Origin of the sequence: Streptosporangium sp. LJ11 (assembly GCF_051918945.1) — a bacterium.
GTDB lineage: Bacteria > Actinomycetota > Actinomycetes > Streptosporangiales > Streptosporangiaceae > Streptosporangium.
This window is the reverse complement of sequence record NZ_JBPXMB010000034.1, coordinates 1-22,831: the sequence shown is the minus strand read 5'-3', so window position 1 is coordinate 22,831 and position 22,831 is coordinate 1. Positions and strand designations below refer to the sequence as shown.

20 protein-coding genes and 1 tRNA gene are annotated in these 22,831 nt (G+C 70.1%); 14 read left to right on the top strand and 7 right to left on the bottom strand.

Annotated elements, in window-relative coordinates; translation table 11 throughout:
- Positions 1-86 precede the first annotated feature (86 nt).
- The 9 genes from ACTOQ3_RS37135 to ACTOQ3_RS37095 all read left to right on the top strand — a co-directional run bounded on the left by ACTOQ3_RS37135 (position 87) and on the right by ACTOQ3_RS37095 (position 7,517).
- On the top strand, positions 87-1,172 hold the full coding sequence (locus ACTOQ3_RS37135) for a hypothetical protein (protein WP_440088247.1): 1,086 nt from the start codon (positions 87-89) through the stop codon (positions 1,170-1,172).
- 201 nt (positions 1,173-1,373) lie between these two features.
- Entirely contained in the window at positions 1,374-2,174 is an 801-nt protein-coding gene (locus tag ACTOQ3_RS37130) for a uracil-DNA glycosylase (protein ID WP_440088246.1), read from the top strand.
- Between the two features lie 147 nt (positions 2,175-2,321).
- Positions 2,322-3,662, top strand: coding sequence for an NAD(P)/FAD-dependent oxidoreductase (locus tag ACTOQ3_RS37125; RefSeq protein WP_440088244.1), 1,341 nt, complete (start codon positions 2,322-2,324; stop codon positions 3,660-3,662).
- 203 nt (positions 3,663-3,865) lie between these two features.
- Positions 3,866-3,938 (top strand) — tRNA-Leu (locus ACTOQ3_RS37120).
- Between the two features lie 355 nt (positions 3,939-4,293).
- Complete coding sequence (locus ACTOQ3_RS37115) at positions 4,294-5,151, top strand: helix-turn-helix domain-containing protein (RefSeq protein ID WP_440088242.1); 858 nt, start codon at positions 4,294-4,296, stop codon at positions 5,149-5,151.
- Between the two features lie 154 nt (positions 5,152-5,305).
- Positions 5,306-5,689 (top strand): winged helix-turn-helix transcriptional regulator, encoded by a 384-nt coding sequence (locus tag ACTOQ3_RS37110; RefSeq protein ID WP_440088241.1) that lies wholly within the window; start codon positions 5,306-5,308, stop codon positions 5,687-5,689.
- A gap of 147 nt (positions 5,690-5,836) precedes the next feature.
- A complete protein-coding gene (locus ACTOQ3_RS37105) occupies positions 5,837-6,622 on the top strand; it encodes a Bax inhibitor-1/YccA family protein (protein ID WP_362684943.1) in 786 nt (261 codons plus the stop codon).
- Between the two features lie 187 nt (positions 6,623-6,809).
- Positions 6,810-7,037, top strand: a complete 228-nt coding sequence (locus ACTOQ3_RS37100) for a DUF4287 domain-containing protein (RefSeq protein WP_329093696.1) — start codon at positions 6,810-6,812, stop codon at positions 7,035-7,037.
- 69 nt (positions 7,038-7,106) lie between these two features.
- Positions 7,107-7,517 (top strand): PPOX class F420-dependent oxidoreductase, encoded by a 411-nt coding sequence (locus tag ACTOQ3_RS37095; protein WP_440068234.1) that lies wholly within the window; start codon positions 7,107-7,109, stop codon positions 7,515-7,517.
- A 73-nt stretch (positions 7,518-7,590) separates the two neighbouring features.
- On the opposite strand, the gene ACTOQ3_RS37090 is transcribed toward ACTOQ3_RS37095, so the two are convergent.
- The 3 genes from ACTOQ3_RS37090 to ACTOQ3_RS37080 form a co-directional block, all read right to left on the bottom strand.
- Positions 7,591-8,811, bottom strand: coding sequence for an acetyl-CoA C-acetyltransferase (locus ACTOQ3_RS37090; RefSeq protein ID WP_440088239.1), 1,221 nt, complete (start codon positions 8,809-8,811; stop codon positions 7,591-7,593).
- A gap of 146 nt (positions 8,812-8,957) precedes the next feature.
- On the bottom strand, positions 8,958-10,301 hold the full coding sequence (locus ACTOQ3_RS37085) for an outer membrane protein assembly factor BamB family protein (protein ID WP_440088238.1): 1,344 nt from the start codon (positions 10,299-10,301) through the stop codon (positions 8,958-8,960).
- A gap of 59 nt (positions 10,302-10,360) precedes the next feature.
- Positions 10,361-11,335: an SGNH/GDSL hydrolase family protein gene (locus ACTOQ3_RS37080; RefSeq protein ID WP_440088236.1), complete on the bottom strand. Its 975-nt coding sequence runs from the start codon at positions 11,333-11,335 to the stop codon at positions 10,361-10,363.
- 133 nt (positions 11,336-11,468) lie between these two features.
- On the opposite strand from ACTOQ3_RS37080, the gene ACTOQ3_RS37075 reads away from it, so the two are divergent.
- Positions 11,469-12,839, top strand: a complete 1,371-nt coding sequence (locus tag ACTOQ3_RS37075) for a cystathionine beta-synthase (protein WP_440068241.1) — start codon at positions 11,469-11,471, stop codon at positions 12,837-12,839.
- Between the two features lie 110 nt (positions 12,840-12,949).
- Here the strand turns inward: ACTOQ3_RS37075 and ACTOQ3_RS37070 are convergent, their stop codons facing one another.
- Complete coding sequence (locus ACTOQ3_RS37070) at positions 12,950-14,236, bottom strand: sensor histidine kinase (protein ID WP_440088234.1); 1,287 nt, start codon at positions 14,234-14,236, stop codon at positions 12,950-12,952.
- 327 nt (positions 14,237-14,563) lie between these two features.
- On the opposite strand from ACTOQ3_RS37070, the gene ACTOQ3_RS37065 reads away from it, so the two are divergent.
- Positions 14,564-15,703, top strand: a complete 1,140-nt coding sequence (locus tag ACTOQ3_RS37065; RefSeq protein WP_440088233.1) for a cystathionine gamma-synthase — start codon at positions 14,564-14,566, stop codon at positions 15,701-15,703.
- 172 nt (positions 15,704-15,875) lie between these two features.
- Here ACTOQ3_RS37065 and ACTOQ3_RS37060 read toward each other — a convergent pair whose 3' ends face one another.
- The gene (locus tag ACTOQ3_RS37060) at positions 15,876-16,301 is read right to left on the bottom strand and encodes a hypothetical protein (protein WP_350971812.1); all 426 of its coding nucleotides are present in this window, start codon (positions 16,299-16,301) and stop codon (positions 15,876-15,878) included.
- A gap of 437 nt (positions 16,302-16,738) precedes the next feature.
- On the opposite strand from ACTOQ3_RS37060, the gene ACTOQ3_RS37055 reads away from it, so the two are divergent.
- Positions 16,739-17,161: a DUF6292 family protein gene (locus ACTOQ3_RS37055; RefSeq protein ID WP_440088232.1), complete on the top strand. Its 423-nt coding sequence runs from the start codon at positions 16,739-16,741 to the stop codon at positions 17,159-17,161.
- Positions 17,162-17,174: 13 nt separating this feature from the next.
- On the opposite strand, the gene ACTOQ3_RS37050 is transcribed toward ACTOQ3_RS37055, so the two are convergent.
- Together ACTOQ3_RS37050 and ACTOQ3_RS37045 are read right to left on the bottom strand one after the other, a co-directional pair.
- Positions 17,175-19,121, bottom strand: a complete 1,947-nt coding sequence (locus tag ACTOQ3_RS37050; protein ID WP_440088231.1) for a vWA domain-containing protein — start codon at positions 19,119-19,121, stop codon at positions 17,175-17,177.
- Between the two features lie 9 nt (positions 19,122-19,130).
- Positions 19,131-20,528 (bottom strand): sigma 54-interacting transcriptional regulator, encoded by a 1,398-nt coding sequence (locus tag ACTOQ3_RS37045; protein WP_362848497.1) that lies wholly within the window; start codon positions 20,526-20,528, stop codon positions 19,131-19,133.
- 203 nt (positions 20,529-20,731) lie between these two features.
- Here ACTOQ3_RS37045 and ACTOQ3_RS37040 point away from each other — a divergent pair, with 203 nt between their 5' ends.
- Both ACTOQ3_RS37040 and ACTOQ3_RS37035 read left to right on the top strand, forming a co-directional pair.
- A complete protein-coding gene (locus tag ACTOQ3_RS37040) occupies positions 20,732-21,178 on the top strand; it encodes a zinc ribbon domain-containing protein (RefSeq protein ID WP_440088230.1) in 447 nt (148 codons plus the stop codon).
- 296 nt (positions 21,179-21,474) lie between these two features.
- Positions 21,475-22,656, top strand: coding sequence for an FIST signal transduction protein (locus ACTOQ3_RS37035; protein WP_440088307.1), 1,182 nt, complete (start codon positions 21,475-21,477; stop codon positions 22,654-22,656).
- Positions 22,657-22,831 lie beyond the last annotated feature (175 nt).

Sequence of the window (22,831 nt, the reverse complement as noted above, 5' to 3'; positions counted from 1 at the left end):
CCCAACGAACGGAGCATCCCCTCATGAAGTCCGGACTAGCAAGCAAGCTAGCCGCAGCAGGAGCCAGCGCGGCCATGCTGGCAACCATGGCAGTAGGCATGCTGGCCACGCCCGCGGCGGCGGCCAGTGGATCGAGCCAGGCGGGGAAGGTGGCCTCGGTCGCCGCCAAGCCGAGGCCCGCCGTCTCTGCCGGCACCCCCAAGGCCTCCCCCGCGAAGTACGCGGGTGAGTGCCCCGTCAACGTGACCTTCTCCTCGAAGATCAAGGTGAAGGCCGTCAAGAGCAAGACCACGGTCGCCTACCGGTGGCTGCGTGGAGACGGCTCCAAGGGCAAGGTGAAGTCCTTCACCTTCCGCGGCAAGGGCGTCAAGAGCTTCATCGTCAAGGAGAAGGCCACCTTCAAGGGCAACGTCAAGGGCTGGCAGGCCATCCAGGTCCTGGCCCCGCGCGGCGTGAAGTCCTCGAAGGGCTACTTCTCGGTCGCCTGTGGCTCTGACGAGGACAAGCACGAGATCATCAACCCCCGCGTCGGCGCTCAGGTGTGGGTCGACGAGGGCAACTGCAAGGCCGTCCTGGTCGGTCGCATCCACGCCTCCGGCGTCCGCTGGGTGCACTACCGCTGGGTCGTCAACGGCCGCGTCGTCGACCGTGACTCCGTCCGCGTCGACGGCTCGCGCAAGGTCTTCCACGTGATCAGGCCCCGTGACGACTTCAGGGGCTGGGCCTCGCTGCAGATCGTCGGCCCGGTGGAGGCCTCCTCCAACCGCGCCTACTTCAAGATCTGGTGCAAGGACACGTCGCCGAAGGTCTGGGCCTCCGTCGACGCTCCGGCCGCCTACGAGGGCGCCTGCCCGACGACCCGTACGTTCAGCGCCGTGCTCAGTGCGAGTGGTCGCACCACCGTGAAGTACCGCTGGATCCGTGACGGTGTGGCGGGCGACTGGAAGCACGCCTACTTCAGCGGTCACGGCCCGCAGCGTGAGCGGGTGTTCGACAGCTGGACCACCTCGGTCTCCGGCGAGTCCAAGCGCGCGATCGACATCGCCGGTGGCCCGACCACCGGCAGCGTGGTGGCCAAGGTCGTCTGCAAGGTCGCTCCGACCCCCACGCCGACCCCCAGCCCGGTTCCCCCCACTCCCACTCCCACCCCCACCCCGACCACCACCGCCTGACGGCACGGTAGGTCGAGGTAGCGCGCCCGGCGGCTGACGCCGGGCCGCGTCCCGAGTGAGACGAGAGGCGGCGCCCGCATCCAGCGGGCGCCGCCTCTCGCGTTTCCGCGCCCGTCTTCCGGCGCCCGGGTTCCGGAGGCCGTGCGGCGCGGGTGGCGGGGTGGGGACCTCGTGGTCTCCCGCGTCGGGCACCATCGAAGGATGACCCACGTTCCTCCCGGATCCGGCTGGCCCGACGATCCCGCCCGTCCCGACACCCCGGTCGCGCACGACCCCGCAGAGGTGCGGAAACTCGCGGGGGAGAGCCGTACCCTCGCGGAGCTCACGGCCGCGCAGTCGGTCTGCCGGGCCTGCCCGCGCCTGGTGGAGTGGCGTGAGGAGGTGGCGAGGGTCAGGCGGCGGGCGTTCGCCGAGGAGACCTACTGGGGCCGGCCCATCGCCGGGTGGGGCGACGAGAGGCCCGAGATCCTCATCGTCGGGCTGGCGCCGGCGGCGCACGGCGGCAACAGGACCGGGAGGATCTTCACCGGCGACCGCAGCGGCGACTGGCTGTTCGCCTCGCTGTACCGGACGGGCCTGGCCGTACAGGAGACCAGCCTTCGCGCGGGGGACGGCCAGCGGCTCGTCGGCGCGCGGATGGTGGCGGCGGTCCGGTGCGCTCCCCCCGCCAACAAGCCCGAGCCCGCCGAGCGGTCCGCCTGCTTCCCCTGGCTGTCCCGCGAGGTCGCCCTGGTCTCGGCTGACGTACGGGTGGTCGTCGCGCTGGGAGGTTTCGCCTGGCAGGCGATCTGGCCCGCGCTGAAGGACGCCGGGTACGCCCTGCCGCGGCCGAGACCGCCCTTCGGGCACGGCGCCGAGGTGGAGATCACCTCTCCCCGGGGAAGTTCCGCGCATCTTCTCGGCTGCTATCACCCCAGCCAGCAGAACACCTTCACCGGCCGGGTGACCGCGCGGATGCTCGACGACCTCTTCACCAGGGCGAACGCGCTTCGCGGCTTGTGAACTCGATCACAAAGAGAAGATCGGTGGGAATTCTGTCGAGAAGAGCAGGTGTTTCTAGCCGGTAGCGGAAATTCTGGTCAGGTTGCCACATGGGCGGCTGGCGCGATCGGAGGCCCGAGCGTATGCTTGTGAAAGGTTTCACAAGCTATGAAACTTAAGGATGGCGTCGAAGTGAACCGCAACTCCAAGCACATCGTGGTCGTCGGTGGAGGCTACGTCGGCCTCTACACCGTGCTGCGCCTGCAGCACACCCTCCGCAAGGAACTCCGCGAAGGAAGCGTGCGCATCACCGTCCTGACCCCCGAATCCCACATGACCTACCAGCCCTTCCTCCCCGAGGCCGCCGCGGGGAACCTCTCGCCCCGGCACGTGGTCGTCCCGCTCCGCCGCGTGCTCTCGAAGGCGACGATCCTCAACGGCAAGGTCTCCAAGGTCAACCACGCGGCCAAGACCGTCACCTTCGCCCCCAACGTCGGCACGCCGCACGAGATCGACTACGACATCGTGGTCATGGCCGCCGGATCGATCTCCCGTACGCTTCCCATCCCCGGCCTGGCCGACGCCGCGATCGGTTTCAAGACGGTCGGCGAGGCGATCGCGCTGCGCAACCGGGTGCTCGAGCTCCTCGACCGGGCCGAGAGCGACGAGAACGAGGCCCTGCGCAGGCGTGCCCTGACCTTCGTCGTGATCGGCGGGGGTTTCGCGGGCGTCGAGGCGCTCGCCGAGCTGGAGGACATGGCGGTCGACGCCACCCGCTACTACCGGAACATCTCCCGCGAGGACATGCGCTGGATCCTCGTCGAGGCCACCGACCGCATCCTTCCCGAGGTCGGCCCCGAGATGGGCGCGTGGACCGCCGAGCAGCTGCGCGAGCGCGGCATCGAGGTCAAGATGAACACCCGCCTCGAGTCCTGCGAGGGCGGCCTGGTCAAGCTCTCCGACGGAGAGGAGTTCGAGGCCGCCACCATCGTGTGGACCGCGGGGGTGAAGCCCAGCCCGGTGGTCAACGCCGGGGACCTGCCGCTCGACGAGCGCGGCCGGATCAAGACGACCTCCCGCCTGACCGTGGTCGGCGTCGAGGACGCCTACTCGGCCGGAGACGTGGCGGGGGTGCCCGACCTGACCAACCCCGGCCAGTACTGCGCGCCCAACGCGCAGCACGCCGTGCGGCAGGCCAAGGTCCTGGCGGACAACATCACCCGGAGCCTGCGCGGGCGGGAGCTCGCCGACTACCGGCACAGGTACGTCGGCTCCGTCGCCGGTCTGGGCCTGCACAAGGGCGTCGCCAACGTCTACGGGATCAAGCTCCGCGGGCTCGCCGCGTGGTTCATGCACCGCACCTACCACCTGTCGCGGGTGCCCACCGTCAACCGCAAGGTCCGCGTGACGGCCGACTGGACCCTGGCGCTCTTCTTCAAGCGCGAGACCGTCTCCCTGGGGGAGATCGAGGAGCCGCGCACGGAGTTCCGCGCCGCGGCGACGAACTGAACCCCCGCCCCGGAGGGCGGAACCGACTCCCGAACCCGGAGGTGGGCGACGAGGCCCACCTCCGGGTTCGCCGTTCCCCGCGGTGTGCTATTCCTTGACCGGGCCCCTCCGAAGCCGAGGCGATCCGTGGGTTTCCAATGAAAGTGATGCGACGGTTGCCTTGAGCAGTTACGCATGAGTGGTCCGTTACGTATGATTACGGCGCCCCCGTAGCCCAATGGCAGAGGCAAACCCCTTAAAAGGGTTCGAGTGAGGGTTCGAGTCCCTCCGGGGGCACTCATGACGATCTGCCGGACAAGGCCCATGACCAGTGAAAACTGGGTCGTGGGCCTTTCCTCGTTTATCCGGACGTCCATGACCGGTGCCGAACGGCCACGGCCGTCCATCCCAAATGCGTCCGCGAAACTTTTGCGGTTACCCAAATGTGATCAGTTTTCCCGGGCGCGTTCGGGATTCGCCGCCGGGCGCGGAGCCCCGCATCTCGGCGCCCTTCGCGTGGAGGGATGTGGGCGGGCGGGCCACGGCGCCGCCGTGGCCCGCCCGCTCGGCGGTCTCGGCGGCGGGCGCACCGGCGGGGGCCGGACACCCACCGCGCTTCACCTCCTGGCCAGTCTGACCGTAAATTGGAAATATGGACGGTAAAAATCCCCTCGGGGAGTTTCTCCGTGCTCGACGCGAGGTCACGACCGTCGACCAGGTGGGGCTGCCGCGGACCCGTCGCCGGACACCCGGACTGCGCCGGGACGAGGTCGCGATGCTGGCCGACGTGAGTACCGACTACTACATCCGGCTGGAACAGGGGCGGGAGCGCAATCCGTCGGTCCGGGTGCTCGAGGCCCTGGCACGGGTCTTCCAGCTCGGCCCCGAGGCGGCCGAACACCTTCACGATCTCGCGCACCGCAGGGGCCCCGACCACGAGCCGGTCGGCGGTACCGACCGGTTGCGTCCGGCGGTGCGGCGGTTCGTGGAGGGGTGTGATCACGCGGTCACGTTCGTGCTGAACCGCCGGCTCGACCTCATCGCCCGGAATCCACTGGCCACCGCCCTTTACCGAGGAGTGGGCGGCTGCGACAACGCGCTGCGGCTGGCCTTCCTCAACCCCGTCGCACGCGAGTTCTACCTGAACTGGGAACAGCAGGCCCGTGACCTGGTGGCCCATCTCCGCGCCATCGGGGGAACGGGCCACGCGGACCCGTTCGTGCTGGAACTGGTCAAGGATCTCTCACGGGGGAGCGAGGCCTTCCGGCGGCTGTGGGCCCGCTACGACGTCCGTAGCAGGACGTACAGGTCCGTTCCGTATCGCCACGGCGAGATCGGGGAGATGACTCTCAACTATGAGGTGTTCCGCGTCGGCGGTCTCGCGGGCCAGCAGCTCGTCGTCGGCCAGCCCGACCCGGACGCCACCTCGGAACGCGCTTTCGACGCGCTGAGAAGGCTCGCCGGAGTTGAGGGGACCCGCCCGGCCGGCGACGAACGGCGAGAGGGGTAGGGGGCGACCCGCCTCCCGTGAAAGGGCGCGCGTCCCTGGGCGGGCACCGCGTCGCCCGTCCGACGATCGGCCGGTGATCGGCGCGGATGTGATCACGGTTCGATGTGCCGCACGGCCTGGGATTCGGAAGGGTCCCAGGTATAAAATAGTAACCATGAGGGACGAGGCGAACCTGGAGCCCATGCTCCGGGCCAACGGGATCGCCCGCCAGGTGATCGGTCACATCGGGGACAAGTGGTCCCTGCTGGTGATCGCGGCGCTGGGGCACGGGGCCCAGCGGTTCTCCCGGCTCAAGACGCGGATCGAGGGGATCAACCAGCGCATGCTCACCCGGACGCTCAGGGCACTGGAGCGCGACGGCATCGTCGAGCGCAACGTCTATCCGACCTCGCCGCCCACGGTGGAATACGTGCTCACCCGGATGGGGCGGGACCTGTCGGTGGCCGTGACCGGCATCTGCGAGTGGGCGCGCCGCAATCTCGACGAGGTCGAGGCGTCGCAGCGGCTTTTCGACGAGCGATCGGCGAAACAGATGTGAGGCTCGGGAACCGGACGTGCTACCCGTTCGTTGACAACATCGGCGGTAGCCGTACGGTCACTTGGACAACATAGATATCGGCACGATACGGCCGTGTGACAACCGATCTAATACGCTGATCGCGTAGGTCGCAGCGTGGAGGCAGCGATGGAGAGCAAGAACCCCGTATTCAGTCGGCAGGCCAAGGGCCAGCAGCAAGGCTGGGGCGCGCCGACCCCCACCCCTGAGCAGCTTCAGGGCATGTACAACACGCCGTCATACGCGCCGCCCGCACAGCGGACGATGACGATCGACGACGTGGTCGTGCGTGGTTTCATCACACTTGGCACGCTCGTCGTCTCGGCGGCGGTCGCCTGGGTGCTCAATCTCGGCATGGTCGCGGCGATCGCCGGTGTCATCGTCGGCCTGATCCTCGCCCTGGTCATCTCGTTCAAGTCCAGCACCAACCCCGTGCTGATCCTCGGCTACTCGGTCGCCTACGGCGTCGCCGTCGGCGTGATCAGCCACGTCTACAACGATCTGTACAGCGGCATCGTCTTCCAGGCGGTGGTCGGTACGGCCCTGGCGTTCGCCGCCATGCTCACCGTCTACTCGCTGCGCATCATCCGCGTGACGCCGAAGTTCACCAAGTTCGTCGTGGCCGCGGGGCTGGGCCTGATGGGCCTCATGCTCATCAACCTGGTCGCCGGTTTCTTCATCGAAGACGGCATCGGCATCCGGTCGGGCGGCCCGCTGGCCTACGTGTTCAGCATCGCCACGATCCTCATCGGCTGCTTCTTCCTGCTCCTCGACTTCGACGAGGTCGAGCGCGGGGTGAAGAACGGTGCCCCGGAGAAGTACTCCTGGCTGATGGCCTTCGGCCTGACCGTCACCCTGGTCTGGATCTACCTGGAGATCCTGCGCCTGCTGAGCTACTTCTCGAGTAGCGACTGACGAACAGCGCAGGGAGGCCCCGCCGGACACGTTCCGGCGGGGCCTTCCGTTTTTCTTGGCGGACACGTGAGTGAACGGAAGGCAACGGGGGATAGACGAACCGCGACGGAAGAGAGCATCTCGGGGCTTGCTATCTGGGCTTTCGTGATGCACTGTCGAGCAAAGGAGCCTATCCGTGGAGGTGCCCATGTCGTTGAACCACTCACTGGAGACGCAGAGCAAGCTGATCGCAAGGGTCCCGGACATCACGGGACGCGCACTCCCAGAGTGGTTCCAAGCAATCGACAACGGCCCGTCGTTCCTTCGCTGCGATGAGCGAGCCACCTGGCTCGCCGATGAGCACGGGCTGACCCACGGCTACGCCGCCGCCATTGTGCACGAGCACGAGCGGCATCGCCGTACCCGTTACCTGTAAGTCGCCTATCGCCGTGAAGCCCGCGCCACTTCCGGTGGTGCGGGCTTTGATGTGCGCGATGATGAGCGCATGGATCATGACAAGGCGCGCGGGTTCATCCGCGCCAACCACCGCGCGGTCATGCTGACCTCGCACGCCGACGGGCGCCCGCAACTCTCCCCGGTCACCGTGGGGCTCGACGCGGAGGGGAACGCGATCGTCAGCACCCGGGAGACCGCGGCGAAGGTGCGCAACCTCCGCAGGAACCCGCAGGTGTCGCTCTGCGTGACGACCGACGAATTCTTCGGCGAGTGGATCCAGATCGACGGCGTGGCGGAGATCGTTTCCCTGCCCGAGGCGATGGATCTCCTGGTCGGCTACTACCGTGACATCTCCGGCGAGCACCCCGACTGGGACGACTACCGGGCCGCCATGGAGCGGGACCGGCGGGTGATCCTGAAGATCGCGATCACCCGCGCCGGCCCCGACGTGCACGGCTGACCGGCCGTCCCCGGCGCGGAGACACCGCGGCCGGGCATCGGGGTCTCCGATCGCCCGGCCGGGTCCAGCCGTCTCAGCTGAGGCGTTCCAGGACCATCGCCATGCCCTGGCCGCCACCGACGCACATGGTCTCCAGGCCGATCGACCTGTCGTGGAAGGCGAGGCTGTTGATCAGCGTGGAGGTGATGCGGGCACCGGTCATCCCGAAGGGGTGGCCGACCGCGATGGCGCCGCCGTTGACGTTGAGCCGGTCGATGTCGATCCCGAGGTCCTGGTAGGACGGGATGACCTGGGCGGCGAACGCCTCGTTGATCTCGACGAGGTCCACGTCGCCGATGGCCATGCCCGCCCTGGCCAGGGCCTGCTTCGAGGCCTCGACCGGGCCCAGGCCCATGATCTCGGGGGACAGGCCGGTCACCCCGGTGGAGACGATCCGGGCGAGCGGGGTGATGCCGAGCTCGGCGGCTCTGGTGTCGCTCATCACGATCACGGCGGCGGCGCCGTCGTTCAGCGGGCAGCAGTTGCCCGCGGTGACCGTGCCGTCCGGCCGGAATACCGGCTTGAGCTGGGAGACCGCCTCGTAGGTGGTCCCCGCGCGGGGGCCGTCGTCCTTGCTCACCACGGTCCCGTCGGGCAGGGTCACCGGGGTGATGTCCCTCTCCCAGAAGCCGTTGGCGAGGGCCTTCTCCGCCAGGTTCTGGGAGCGGACGCCGAACTCGTCCTGCTCCTGCCGGGAGACGCCCTTCAGCCCGGCGAGGTTCTCCGCCGTCTGGCCCATCGCCACGTAGACGTCGGGCACCTGGCCGTCCTCGCGCGGGTCGTGCCAGACTCCCTTGCCGCCCTCGGCGGCACTGAGCGAGCGGGCGTGGGCGTCGCCGAACAGCGGGTTCATCGTGTCGGGCAGCGAGTCGGAACTGCCCTTGGCGAAGCGGGAGACGCACTCCACGCCCGCGGAGACGAACACGTCGCCCTCGCCGGCCCTGATCGCGTGCAGGGCCATCCGGGTGGTCTGCAGCGAGGACGAGCAGTAGCGGGTCACGGTGGTGCCCGGCACGCCGTCCAGGCCGAGCAGGGTGGCGACCACCCGGCCCATGTTGAAGCCCTGCTCGCCGCCCGGCAGGCCGCAGCCCAGCATGAGGTCGTCGATCGTGGTCGGGTCGAGCTGGGGGACCTTGGCAAGCGCGGCCTGGATGATCTGTACGGTCAGGTCGTCGGGGCGGATGTCCTTGAGGGACCCCTTGAAGGCGCGTCCGATGGGCGAGCGCGCGGTCGCGACGATGACTGCCTCGGGCATGTGGCTCTCCTGGGTTCGTGTCTGCTCCTCCAGCGGAGCGTACCGCGCGGTATGCCCGAAGCCACGCCCCGGGGGCGGTGTAACAGAACTTTGTACGGGAAGCACAAGGCCCCCTCCCGCCCGGCGGGAGGGGGCTCGGCCACGAATCAGCCGTACATGCCGGGGGAGGTGCCGTCGCCGTCCTTGATCCCGTGGAGGCCGCCCTTCTCGTCACGCCACATCCGCCAGCCGTTCTGGCTGCCGGTGAACCACAGGGGCGGGGCGCCCGCGCCGGACACCCGCGTGCCGTCGGCGAGCCTGAACTGGCACAGCGAGGCCACCGAGTAGAAGCCGGAGTTCTGGCCCTTGAGCGCGAGCGGCTTGGGATCGGTCACGCAGAAGGACCAGGCCCGCTCGTCCTTGACGTCGGCGTTGCGGCCGGTGGGCAGGTCGAAGACGTTGCCCGGCTTGCCGTGCCGCAGGAAGCCGACCTTCTCCATCCGGGTCGGGAAGGCCAGCCACCAGCCCGACTCGGGAACCTGCTCGGCGGAGATCTGGCCGAGGACCCGGCCGCTGTCGGCCTCCAGCCGGGCGAACCCGCCGTAGCGGCCCTCCTGGTCGACCGGGCGGACCACCGGCGCGAAGCCGGGGCTGCCACTGGGGTAGACGCGGACCACCGACGGGCGCATCCAGTTGACCGTGCCGTCGGCGAGCTTGACGGAGAACAGGCCGAAGGCGGAGACCTTGCTCGTCTTCGGATTGGTGTAGGGGGCGACGTATCCGACGAGGTTCCCCGCGGTCGCGCCGAAGGACCAGCCTCCCGACAGGTCCACCCCGGCGCCGAGGGGCTGCTCGACGGGAACCCGCCAGACGGCCTTGCCCGTCTTCAGGTCGCGCGCCTCCAGGACGGGGTGGCGGGCCAGGCGGAGGAACACCACGCGCGAGGCGTCGGACCACTCGGCCTCGGCGATGCCGGGGATCTTCCACATGACCTTGCCGGTCATCGGATCGAGGACGACGACGCGGGCGCTCGCGAGCGCGGTGTTCTCGGGCACGCACACGAACGCCCCGCACCGCTGCGGGCCGAAGGTGGAGTGCACCGGGCGGCTCCACTTACGCGTCCCGGTCCTGCCGTCGAGGCCGACGAGCGTGGCCTTCCAGCGGCCCCGCCTGGCGGGGTCGATCGTCACCGCGACGGCCTGTCCCGCGGAGGTCTCGACGATCGCGGGGGCGGGCACCCCCATCCCCGGCAGGCGGCCCGCCATGGTCGAGGGATGGGCCCACAGCCTCCTGCCGGTGGCCAGGTCGAGGGCCACCGTCTCCAGCGTGCCGTCGGGCTTCATGGAGGTCGTCGTGGCGACGCCACCGGCGGTGGTGGTGCGGCTGACCGCGTTCATCTCGGTGTTGTGCCAGGTGGGATGGTCCGGGGTGGCCGCTTCTGTGCCGGAGCAGCCGCCCAGGGCCAGAGCTCCGGCGAGCACCAGGGCCGGTTTCGCGAGGGGCCGGATCACGGGTATTCCACTCCAATGCGGGCGAGGCGTTACGGCTTCGCAGCGGAGGGTGACCGTGTTCAGGCGTCGTTGGGCCGCATCCCCGGCCTGCGGCCGAGCATGGTCACCCACCGTCCGTGAGGTCCGGTCGCTCGTCCGGCGACACGGGTCGCGGAGACCTCGGCGCCGGGCTCCTCCGCGGCCTTGGCCGCCGCGAGGTAGATCGACTCAGCGCGCCGGGCCCGGGGCTCGGGCCAGAGTTCCAACGCACTGCATACGGAAGGTAGCACCGCGTAAGCAATCTGGAGATAACCTTGAGCAGATGGGTGATAACGATCAAGGCCGAACATCTCCGCGGGGTTGGTGTCGAACTCCTGCCCCAGCAGGTCCGCGAAGGCCACCGTCCGCCCGCCCGCCTCGACCACGGCGACGGTCTGCGCGGCGGCCAGCTGGCGGCTCCACCGCCGTGTCACCCAGCGGAGCGGCTGCGCGATCGGCCGGACCGTGCCGAGGTCGGGGCAGGTGCCCACGACCACCTCCGCCCCCGCCTCCCGCAGCCGCCTGACCGCCTTCTGCAGATGCCGTACGGCGTGGGCGGGCCTGCTCTGCGAGGTGACGTCGTTGGCCCCGACGAAGATGACCGCGATATCGGGACGGGCCCTCAGCGCCGTGTCCACCTGCTCGCCCAGCTCCGCGGAGGTCGCTCCCGACCTGCCCGCCACGGTCAGCCGCACCGGCCGCTCGGCGATCACGGACAGCCCGTGGGCGATCAGCACGGCGGGCGTCTCCGCCGGGTCGGAGGTGCCCAGGCCGACGGAGATGGAATCGCCGAGCATGGCCATCCTGAGCGGCTCGCCGCCGAACGCCCCGTACACGCCGTCCGACGGCGGTCCCTCCATGCCGTGCGGGCGGCCGACGGCGCGGCGGGCCACCAGTGCCTCGGCCAGCAGCAGGCCGTAGGTCGCCGCGCCGAGCGCGGTGAGGCCCCCTCCGCCCAGCGCGGCCGCCGCGGCGATGCGGCGGGCGGTCCTCGCCACTCCCGGTGTCCAGATCACGTGGCGTCGCTCCCTCCGTACAGGGCGGTAGCGTTGCCCTTGGCAACACAGCCGAGTCCCCGCCACCCCCATGGGATCACGGCGACCACAACAACAAGCCGACCAAGCTTTGGTATTTCGAGGTGATATCCCGGTGCGCGTACATGACTCGCTCGTCGAGCTGATGGGCAACACCCCTCTCGTCCGGCTGCACAAGGTGACGGAGGGCATCTCCGCCCAGGTGCTCGCGAAGGTGGAGTACTTCAACCCGGGGGGATCGGTGAAGGACCGCATCGCGGTCCGGATGATCGACGCCGCCGAGCGTTCGGGGGAGCTGCGCCCGGGGGGCACGATCGTGGAGCCCACCTCGGGTAACACCGGGATCGGCCTCGCCATCGTGGCCCAGCAGCGGGGATACCGTTGCCTGTTCGTGGTGCCGGACAAGGTGGCCCAGGACAAGATCTCGGTTCTGCGCGCCTACGGTGCCGAGGTCGTGGTCTGCCCGACGGCGGTCGCCCCCGATCACCCCGACTCCTACTACTCCGTCTCCGACCGGCTGGCCAGGGAGACGCCGAACGCCTGGAAGCCGGACCAGTACTCCAACCCGCACAACACCGAGAGCCACTACCACTCCACGGGCCCGGAGGTCTGGGAGCAGACCGAGGGCAGGATCACCCACTTCGTGGCGGGTGTCGGCACCGGCGGCACGATCAGCGGCACCGGCCGCTACCTCAAGGAGGTATCCGGCGGCCGGGTCAAGGTCATCGGAGCCGATCCGGAGGGCTCGGTCTACTCCGGGGGCACCGGGCGCCCGTACCTGGTGGAGGGGGTCGGCGAGGACATCTGGCCGGCCAACTACGACACCACGATCTGCGACGAGGTCATCGCGATCTCCGACAGGGACTCCTTCAACATGACCCGTCGCCTGGCCCGCGAGGAGGCGCTGCTGGTGGGCGGCTCCTGCGGCATGGCGACGGTCGCGGCGCTGCGCGTGGCCGAGCGGGCCGGGCCGGACGACGTGATCGTGGTGCTGCTGCCCGACGGCGGCCGGGGCTACCTGTCGAAGATCTTCAACGACGAGTGGATGGCCGACTACGGCTTCCTGACCACCTCCAGCGAGGAGGGCCTGGTCAAGGACGTGCTGACCCAGAAGCGCTCCGGCATGCCGGAGTTCGTGCACACCCACCCGCACGAGTCGGTCGACACGGCCATCTCGATCATGCGCGAGTACGGCGTGTCGCAGCTTCCGGTGATGAAGGAGGAGCCGCCGGTCATGGCCGCCGAGGTGGTCGGCTCGATCCTGGAGCGCGACCTGCTCGACGCCCTCTACCGGGGCCGGGTGCGGCCGACCGACCCGCTGGCCGCCCACATGTCGCAGCCGCTGCCGACGATCGGCGCGGGGGAGCCGGTCTCCATCGCCGTCGAGGCGCTGGAGAAGGCCGACGCCGCGGTCGTCCTCGACGACGGCAAGCCCGTCGGCCTGATCACCCGTCAGGACCTGCTGGCCTTCCTCGCCAACCGCTAGCCGCTAGCCGTGCTCCCGGCCGGGTCCCCGGCCCTCCGGGGGACGCGGGGGTCTCCCGGCTCCGCGCCGTCCGGGGATCCGAGGGTCTCCCGGGACGGAGGCCTCCGAGGTCAGAGGGGGAACTCCGCCATCACCTCCCAGGCCCCGGAGGGGGTGGGCCCGGCCATGAGGCGGCCGCCGAGCGCCTCGACGCGCTCGGCCATGCCCACCAGGCCGAAGCCGCCCCCGAGGCGGGAGATCCTGACGTCGGCCGTCGAGCCGTAGTTGCGCACCCGCAGCCGCACGGCGCCCCCGGTGGCCGAGGCGCCGCCCACGCCCGCGCCGGTCGAGGTGCTCGCGGAGGCGTAGGCGGCACGCCGGCTTCGCGGGTCCTGGCCGTTCCTCGTTCTCGCGCGCACGCTCTCGGCCCACGCGCGCAGGTCGGATCCGTCGGTGAGCTTCAGGTCCGCCTCGACCCAGCCGGTGCCCGGGGCGTGCCTGCGGACGTTGGTCAGCGACTCCTGGAGGACCCGGTGGAGGGTGGTCATCACCTCCTGGGCCACGGTGTCGTCGGTGATGCCCTGGCCGATGTCGAAGGTGACCTGGGGGCCCGCGGCGGAGAAGCGCTCGACCATCGTGCGCATGTCCATGAGGGTGCTGCCCGGTGAGCGGGCCGCCTGGTCCTCCGCGCGCAGCACGCTGACCAGGCGGCGCATCGAGGTCAGCGCGTCGGCCCCGGCGTTGGCGATCGCCTCCAGGGAGGGGACCACGGCCTCCGGCCTCTGCTCTGCGACGACCTTGGCGGCCTGCGCCTGCACCACGATCCCGGTGATGTGGTGGGCGACCAGGTCGTGCAGTTCCCTGGCCAGTTCCAGGCGCTCGGACCGCCGCACCGTGTTGACGGCCTCCCGGCGGCGCTCCAGCTGGAAGCGGAGGTAGGCGCCGATCCCGGCGGCGAAGGACCAGCAGACGAAGAGCAGGAAGCCGACGGCTATCGCCGGCTCCGGGCCTATGGAGTTCATGCGGGCGGTGGAGGCTTCGAGCACGACCATCGCCGCGAGGGAGAGCAGCGCGGCCCGCCGTACCGGCTCGATCGCGCGCAGCCCGCCGACGGTGAGGACCAGCAGCGACCCGATCTCGGCCGCGCCGGGACTGCCGTCGCCGTTGGTGATCCCGATGAGCAGGGAGGACAGGAACGACACCGTCAGCAGGGTGACGAGCCCGCCGACCCGTCGGCGGCGGCGTCGCACCACCGCCACGACGCCGACCAGGCCGCACACGGGGCTCAGCAGTATCGCCGGATTGAGGCCGTTCGTCGCCGCGACCACGTCGATCAGCAGGAGCAGGACAAGCCAGCCGATCAACGCTATCTCGCTGAGGCGTTTGACCCAGTAGACCAACCGGCTCGTTTCTCCCACGGTCCCCGAGCCTAGGCCTCGAGGAGGAGATGTCATATCGGCCGTTCGGTCGAACCGCCCCCGCCGGGACCGGCTCTTCAGCGGAGGCGGCGCCGGGAGCCCGTGACCGATCCTTGAGAGGTCGAAGGGGGAAAGAGATGACCGTCATCGGGATCGTGCTGCTGGTCGCGGGGCTCGTGGTCGGCGCGGCCCTGACGCTCGCCGACCCGCTCCTGCTCTCGCGGATCAGCGGGGAACGCGCCGAGTAGGCCGAGTAGGCGGCGGAGGGCCGTGGGGAGCGGCTCCCACGGCCCTGGGGCCCCCGCTGCTGCGAGTAGCGTTGACCCCATGAACCATGGATTCGAGACGCTGGCCATCCACGCAGGTCAGGAGCCCGACCCCTACACCGGGGCCGTGGTGCCCCCGATCTACGCGGTGTCCACCTACAAGCAGGACGGCGTGGGCGGGTTGCGCGCCGGATACGAGTACAGCCGGTCGGCCAACCCGACCAGGACCGCGCTGGAGGAGGCCATGGCCGCCGTCGAGGGCGGCAGCCGTGGCCTGGCCTTCGCCTCGGGTCTGGCGGCCGAGGACACGGTGCTCCGTACGATCTGCAGGCCGGGTGACCACGTGATCATCCCGAACGACGCCTACGGCGGCACCTACCGCCTGTTCGCGAAGGTCCACGAGCGCTGGGGGCTGCACTACGACCCGGTGCCGCTGGGCGACCTGGCGGCGGTGGCGGCCGCCGTGACCCAGAAGACCAAGATTATTTGGGTGGAGACGCCCACCAACCCGCTGCTCGGCATCGCGGACATCGCGGCCCTGGCCCAGCTCGCGGCCGAGTGCGGCGCGCTGCTGGTGGTGGACAACACCTTCGCCTCCCCGTACCTGCAGCAGCCGCTGGCGCTGGGTGCGGACGTCGTGGTGCACTCGACCACCAAGTACGTGGGCGGTCACTCCGACGTGGTCGGCGGCGCGCTCGTCGCGCGGGACGCCGGGCTGGGCGAGGAGCTCGCCTACCACCAGAACGCGATGGGCGCGGTGGCCGGGCCGTTCGACGCCTGGCTGACGCTGCGCGGCCTCAAGACGCTCGGCGTGAGGATGGACCGTCACTGCGACAACGCCGAGCGGGTGGTGGACCTGCTGCTCGCCCATCCGCGGGTGACCTCGGTGCTCTACCCGGGCCTGGCCGACCACCCCGGCCACGAGGTGGCGGCCAAGCAGATGAAGCGTTTCGGCGGCATGGTCTCCTTCCGCGTCGCCGGGGGTGAGGCCGAGGCGGTCGAGCTGTGCGACCGGACCAGGCTGTTCATCCTGGGCGAGTCGCTCGGCGGCGTGGAGTCGCTGATCGAGCACCCGGGCCGGATGACCCACGCCTCCGTGGCGGGCTCGCCGCTGGAGGTTCCCGGAGACCTGGTACGCCTGTCGGTCGGCATCGAGTCGATCGACGACCTGCTGGCCGACCTCACCCAGGCGCTGGGGTAGGGACGGGCACGGGAGGCGCAGGGGAGGCACGGGGAGTCGGGCGCGGGCTCCGGCCGGGTCGTCGCGACGGGCCTGGCACGGGCCGTGAGGGGGCCGGGCGGGGCCACGTGTCCGACGGGGCCGGGCGGGCCCGGGGACGGGCGCTGACCGAGCCGCGGGGCGGCCGGGCGGCTCAGACCGGGTCGCCCCAGACCATCAGCACCAGGATGACCATCCAGATCAGCACGATCACACCGGAGAGCGCGGCGATCCGGCCCACCTGCACCTTGGCATCGTCGTCCGGGTTCTCGCTGGCGAGGACCCGGATGGCGGTGCTCTGGTCCCGGTCCACCATGATCAGCAGTACCGCGGCGACGATGAAGAGCGTCATGGACACCGACAGGTACGGCTTTCCGAGAAATTCGCGGCCCAGCAGCAGCCCGAACAGGAAGACCCCGACGGACGCGAAACCGTAGAGACGCGTGGTCTTGTGCAGATAACGCAGGACGCCGACGTTCTTGGCACGGATGAATCTGGGGGTGGACATCGTGGCGGCGGTGATCGGCCCCAGAGCGAAGATCGCAAAACCGATGTGCAGCCAGAGCAGCAGGTCTGTCATGCGCCAGACATTAGTATCCGGTGATCTCGTCTGGGTACGGCTCGCGCGGGGTCACTCACCTTCGACGGTGTCGTTCCTGTCGCGCGTGGGCGGGACCATGCACAACTCGAAACAGACGCAGACGATGAGCATCAGCGCCACGAGAATTCCCGCGAGCATCGGGCTCACTTCCTCCCCTTTCGAGAACCGTGTTTTTCCATTACTGGGTAGACGGCGTTTGTTTCGAGGTGGTTGTTACGGAAGGGTCACGGTTGAGGGGGCGATGTCCGGCGTACGAGATTTTCGATCTTCGCATTCCGCTCGGAGCACGTCCGCGGGGTTAGTAGGATCGTGGGCGAGCTCGTACCCGTGTGATGAGACCGGCGGCGGTGAAGTCGTGGTCGTGCCGGGCGGGCGTTCCATCGGACAGAGTAAGACGGCACAAGGGAGTGCCCGCCGTGGGTGTCAAACATGTTGAGCCGTACACCGAGGAGTGGCGGGAGCAGCCGTCCCGCTACGCCCGCCTCGTCGTCGAGGCGCTGGGCGACCAGGTCGAGAGCTGGTGGCAGGGGCCCTGCGACCCGCGCACCGTCACCATCCGCCTGATCGACGGCGACGCGCTGGTCTGGGACGAGGAGAGCGGCTGGCGCCGTGGCCGCTACGCGAGCGGCGACCCCGCGACCCCCACGGTCCTCACCGACGACCGCTATCTCGGCGGCGGCCTCCTGCTCTCCCCCGAGCGGGTCCCCTCCGCGATCGCCGACGCCCGCGCGGGCGTCGGCAACAGCACGGCGTGGCGGCCCTGCTACCGCTCCCACCGCCACCACCGCGACGGCTTCGATCTGGCGCTCGACGGCTACGTCGCCTACGTCAACGCCTGATCCCTCATAGAGCTCAGCGGGTGCGGCGGGACCGCAGGAAGTCGCTGACGACGTACTCTCCCAGGCGGTCGGCGCCGGGGGAGAAGACCCGGCCGCCGTTGCGGCGCCCGACCTCGTTCACGAAATCCTTCAGACGCTCGTCGTCGGCGAGCATGAAGACGTTGAGCGTCGCCCTGCGCCGGGTCATCTTGTCGACCTCGGCGAGGGTCAGCTCCAGCGTCTCCTGGGTGGGCGGCCACTCGAAGGCCGCCGAGCCGTTGCGCCGCAGGTGGGCGGTGGGCTCACCGTCGGTGACCACGAGCACGACCGGCTCGAAGTCGGGGTGGCGGTCCAGGTGGCGTCCGGCGATCAGCAGGGCGTGGTGCAGGTTCGTCCCCTGCACCATGTCCCACTCCAGCCCCGCCAGCTCGTCGGGCTGCAGCACCCGGGCGTAGTTGGAGAAGCCGATGATCTGCACCGAATCCTGGGGGAACTTCGAGGCCACCAGCGCCTGCAGCGCCATCGCCGTCTGCTTGGCGGCGGCCCAGGTGCCGCGCAGCGCCATCGAGTAGGACAGGTCGACCAGCAGGCACACCGCGGCCGCCGTGCGCCGCTCGGTCTCGGCCACCTCGAAGTCGTCGACCGACAGGGTCACCGTGCCGCCGCTCCCGCCGCGCCGGACGCCGTTGATCACCGTGCGGACCACGTCGATCGGCTGCTCGTCGCCGAACCGCCAGGGCCGCGTGGAGCCGGTGAGCTCACCGGCCGAGCCCGCGTCCACCTGGTCGTGGTCGCCGCGGCGCCCGCTCTCAAGGGAGGCGAAGACGCGACGCAGCGCGGTCTCTCCCAGCCGCCGTACGGCCTTGGGGGTGAGCTCCAGCTTGCCGCGCCGGCGCAGGAGGTAGCCCTGCTGCTCCAGCTCGCGCTCGATCTGCTTGAGCGCCTCCAGGTCGTCGACGGCCGACCGGCCCAGGGCACGCCGGATCGCGGCCTCGTCGATGTCGTCCATGCGGGCGCCGGGGTAGTCCTGGCGGAGCGCGGCCTCCAGCTGGGTCAGGTCGGCGAGCTCGTCCAGCGCGCCCACGGCGTCGGACATCCCCATCGGCTCGTCGCCGCTCAGCCGCTCCGGGGTGTTCCAGGCCAGGTCGGGGCGGCGGGCGTAGAGGGATTCGCCCAGGCGGCGCATCTGCTCGTCCAGCCCGGCCTGCTGGAGGGTCTGCTCGATCAGCTGGTCGAGCTCCTCACGCTGGGCCGGGGTCAGGGAGGCCAGCAGGCGCTGGGTGGCCGCGGCCCGCCGGGCCAGGGCGTCGACCAGCTCCTCCAGGTTCCGCGGCGACTCCGGGAACATGTCCCCATATTTCGACATGAACTGCTCGAAGTCGGCCTGAGTGTGCTCGCCCCGGGAATCCCGGTCGAGCATGTCGTTCAGATCGGACATCATCTCCCTGACCCGCTCCATGGCGGCCGGGTCGGGGTTGGCCAGAGACTGCCGCATGCCGCGGAACTGGCTGTCGAGCACCTCCCTGCGCAGCAGGTCGCGCAGCTCCTCGAAGGTCCGCTGGGCGGCGGCCGAACGCCACCGGTAGGTGCCCAGCTCCCGGATGGCGCTCGCCGTGTCGTCGGGGAGGGCGGCCAGCTCCGCCTCGCGCAGCCGGGCCTCGTCCGAGGGATCGGGGAACAGCTCGGCCCGTTCCTGGCCGATCGCCTTGTCCAGCAGCGCCCTGGCCCGCTCCAGCGTGCCGTCGAGACGGCCGCGCTCGCGCAGCTCGCGGCGCCGCCGCCGCACCTCGCGGAGAAGATCCTCAAGGCCGCGACGGTCCTGCGCGCCCGGCAGGCCCTCCTTGAGCAGGTCGCGCAGGGCGTGCGCGGGATTGGAACCGGACAGGATTGCGTCGCCCATCCGGTCCAGCGCCGAACGGACGTCGTACGGCGGGGCGAGCGGGTCGGGCCCGTCCCGGTACTCGCCATAGCGATAGCTCATGCAGACACCTCAGGTGCGGTAAACCGTCGTGCCGTCCACCTCGTCCTTGGACAGCCGGCGCAGGAGGTAAAGACCCTCCATGGCGAATTCCAGCGCGGCGGCGGCGTGCCCGGGGGACTCGTCGCCGATGCCGAGCTGGGACATGATCCTTGCCAGACCCGGAACCGGGCCGATCCTGCGCAGCAGCTCGGCCGCGGGAACCGTCACCCCCGACTCCACCTGGATGCCCTCGGAGAACTTCTCCAGCAGCGGGTTCAGGTCCGTGCCGCCGAGCGTGCCGCGGAACGTCTCGGCCACCGCCCTGCGCAGCAGGTGCGAGAGCACCTCGGTCTCCCGGCCCTCCTCGCTGACCTCGAACTCCACCTTGCCGCGCAGCGTGTGCACGATCCCCGGCAGGTCGGCGACCCTGGCCACCGCGTGGTCCTCGCCGGTCAGCGCGGCACGCCGTACGGCGGAGGCCGCCGCGGTCTCGGCGGCGGCGATGGAGAAGCGGGCCGAGACCCCCGAGCGGGCGTCCACCGCGGTGGACTCGCGGACCAGCCGGGTGAACCGGGCGATCACCTCGATCAGGTGGTCGGGCAGGTCGGCACCCACCTGGCCGAGCGCGGCCTCCTGGCGGATCAGGACCAGCTCGGTCTCGATCGACAGCGGGTAGTGGGTGCGGATCTCGGCGCCGAAGCGGTCCTTCAGCGGGGTGATGATCCGGCCGCGGTTGGTGTAGTCCTCGGGGTTGGCGCTCGCGATCAGCAGGATGTCCAGGGGCAGGCGCAGGTTGTAGCCCCTGACCTGGATGTCGCGCTCCTCCAGCACGTTGAGCAGCGACACCTGGATGCGCTCGGCCAGGTCGGGCAGCTCGTTGACGGAGAACACCCCGCGGTTGCTCCTGGGGACCAGGCCGTAGTGGACGGTCTCCGGGTCGCCGAGCGTGCGCCCTTCGGCGATCTTGATCGGGTCGATGTCGCCGATCAGGTCGCCGACGGAGGTGTCGGGGGTGGCGAGCTTCTCGCCGTACCGCTCGTCCCGGTGCTTCCAGGAGATCGGCAGCTCCTCGCCCGCCTCGCCGGCCAGGCGGCGGCAGCGGACGCACGAGGGTTCGTAGGGATGGTCGTTGATCTCACAACCCTCGACGACGGGGGTCCATTCGTCGAGGAGCCCGGTCACGGTGCGGATCAACCGGGTCTTGCCCTGACCCCGCTCACCGAGCAGGACCAGGTCGTGCCCGGCGAGCAGCGCTCGCTCCAGGTATGGCAGGACGGTGTCGTCGAAGCCCACGATGCCGGGGAACCGCGGCTCTCCTGCCCGCAGGCGGGTCAGGAGATTCTCACGGATCTCGGCCTTTACCGTACGGTGAATATGGCCGCTCGCGCGCAGCTCGCGCAGAGTTCGTGGCTCTGGGATGTGAGGCACGGGATCGAGCCTACGTCCACAACGCCCGATCCGGCACTCTCATCCCTCTTTCAGATCTTGACCGAATCCAAAGGGCGCAAGCCCAGCCTTCAGGCCGAGGTCAGCCCGAGCGGGAGTGCCCTTCAAGGTGCGAGCATGCCCCGGCCTTCCCGTTCACCCGCCGATACAGGGCGGTAGTCCTGGGAGACCTCAAAACGAAGAGCATGACGGCCAGGGCGAAAGGCACCATCGAACAGCCCGGCTCGCGGGTCGCGCAGAAGTCCGGCCTCAACAAGGCGATCTTGGACAGGGGCTGGTACGGGCTCGAACTCGCGCTGAGCAACGCAGCCCGGTACACGGGCAGCAAAGTGATTAAAGTTCCGGCGGCGTACACGTCTCAGACGTGCTCGGTGTGCAGGGCGGTGGATGCGGCATCGCGTGAGAGCCAAGCGCGATTCGCCTGCACCTCCTGCGGCCAGGTCGAGCATGCCGACGTGAAAGCCGCCAAGAACATCAAGGCCGCCGGGCAGGCGGTCTCAGGACGTGGAGACCTCGCCGTCGGGCGGTCTGTGAAGCGTCAACCACCCCGAACCGCCACGCGGCAGCATGCCGCGCCGGCGGCAAGGGAAATCCCGGCCCTTCAGAGCCGGGAGGAAGTCAATATTGCGTGAGGGGCAACGTGAGTGCTTGTGTCGCCAGTGGGGAGAATCGCTCCAAGACAAGGCATCGCACGGCTCCCCGGCAGGGGGGCCGGGACGACCTTGGAAGGGGCCGTCACGTGGGATCTCCGGAGTTCACGGTGTCCCGGCACCGAGGGACTTCACGGCTTCACGACAGGCTCCGCGACAGGATTCACGGCAAGATCCAAGGCTCAGGGCTTCAGGGCGAGCTTCCGGTGATACCCGGACACTCCCCGGTGAGCCACCGGACAAGGGATCAAGAAGGAGAGGCGAGACGAGTGGCGCTGATGACGAGCCGTTTCGCCGACGGCCTCGCGGTGGGGTCCGATCTGGTCTCCGCGGCCGAGACCGCGGTGCGCCAAGCCCTGTCCGGCCTGTCCGGACCGGCCGACCTGCTCTGCTTCTTCATCTGCGGGGACGATCCCGACGACGTCTCCCGCGCCGGGCTGCGCGCGATGAGCATGGCACCCGGCGCCGCCGTCCTCGGGTGCAGCGCCACCGGGGTCATCGGCGACGGGCAGGGGGTCGAGGTCACCCCCGCGGTGAGCGCCTGGGCCGCCTCCCTGGGCGGGGCCCGGCTGACGACCTTCGCGCTCGACACGCTGAGGACCGACGACCGGTTCGTCGTGGTCGGCCTGCCCGACCGTGCCCCCGACGACCACGCCGCCATCCTGCTCGCCGACCCCTACAGCTTCCCCACCGACGGCTTCGTCGAGCGTTCCGAGGAGGTCATGGGCAACCTCCCCCTGATCGGCGGCCTGGCCAACGCCATCCAGGGCCGCGGGGCGGTCCGGCTGTTCGTCAACGGGGAGATCCACACCGAGGGAGCCGTCGGAGTGCTGCTCAGCGGCGCCCTCAACGTCAGCACCGTCGTCAGCCAGGGCTGCCGCCCGATCGGCCCGACGATGGCCGTCACCTCCGCCGAGGACAACCTCCTGCTCGAGCTGGCCGGACAGCCCGCCCTGGCGCGGCTTGAGGAGATCGTCAGTGCCCTGGACGAGGACGACCGCGACCTGGTCGCCTCGGGGCTGCAGATCGGCATCGCCATGGACGAGTACGCCGAGAAGCACGAGCACGGCGACTTCCTGATCCGCGGCGTGCTCGGCATCGACCCCGAGCGGGAGGCCGTGGCCATCGGCGACGTCGTGGAGATCGGCCGTACCGTCCGCTTCCAGGTCCGCGACGCCGCCACCGCCGACGAGGACCTGTACGAGCTGCTGGACGCGCACCGCGAGGAGTTCGGCCGGGTGGACGGCGCCCTGCTGTTCTCCTGCAACGGCCGGGGCTCGGCCATGTTCGGCAGCGCCGACCACGACGCCGTCGCCGTCCGCGACACCCTGGGCCCCATCGGGGTGGCCGGGTTCTTCGCCGCCGGAGAGGTGGGCCCCGTGGGCGGCCACAACCACGTCCACGGCTTCACCGCCTCCGTCCTGGTCTTCTCCTCCCACCAGCCGGCCGGCCGCTCGTGACCTCCGCGGGAACCGGGGGACGTCACGAGCGGCTGGGCGGCGAAGGCCGTTACGGCGTTACCGGCGTGCCGCCGAAGGTCACGGCGAGGCGGCCGTCGGCGGCGAAGGACCAGTTCAGGGTGCCGGTGTAGGAGGAGCAGCGGGAGCCGTTGGAGCCGGACCAGAACTGGTTGGT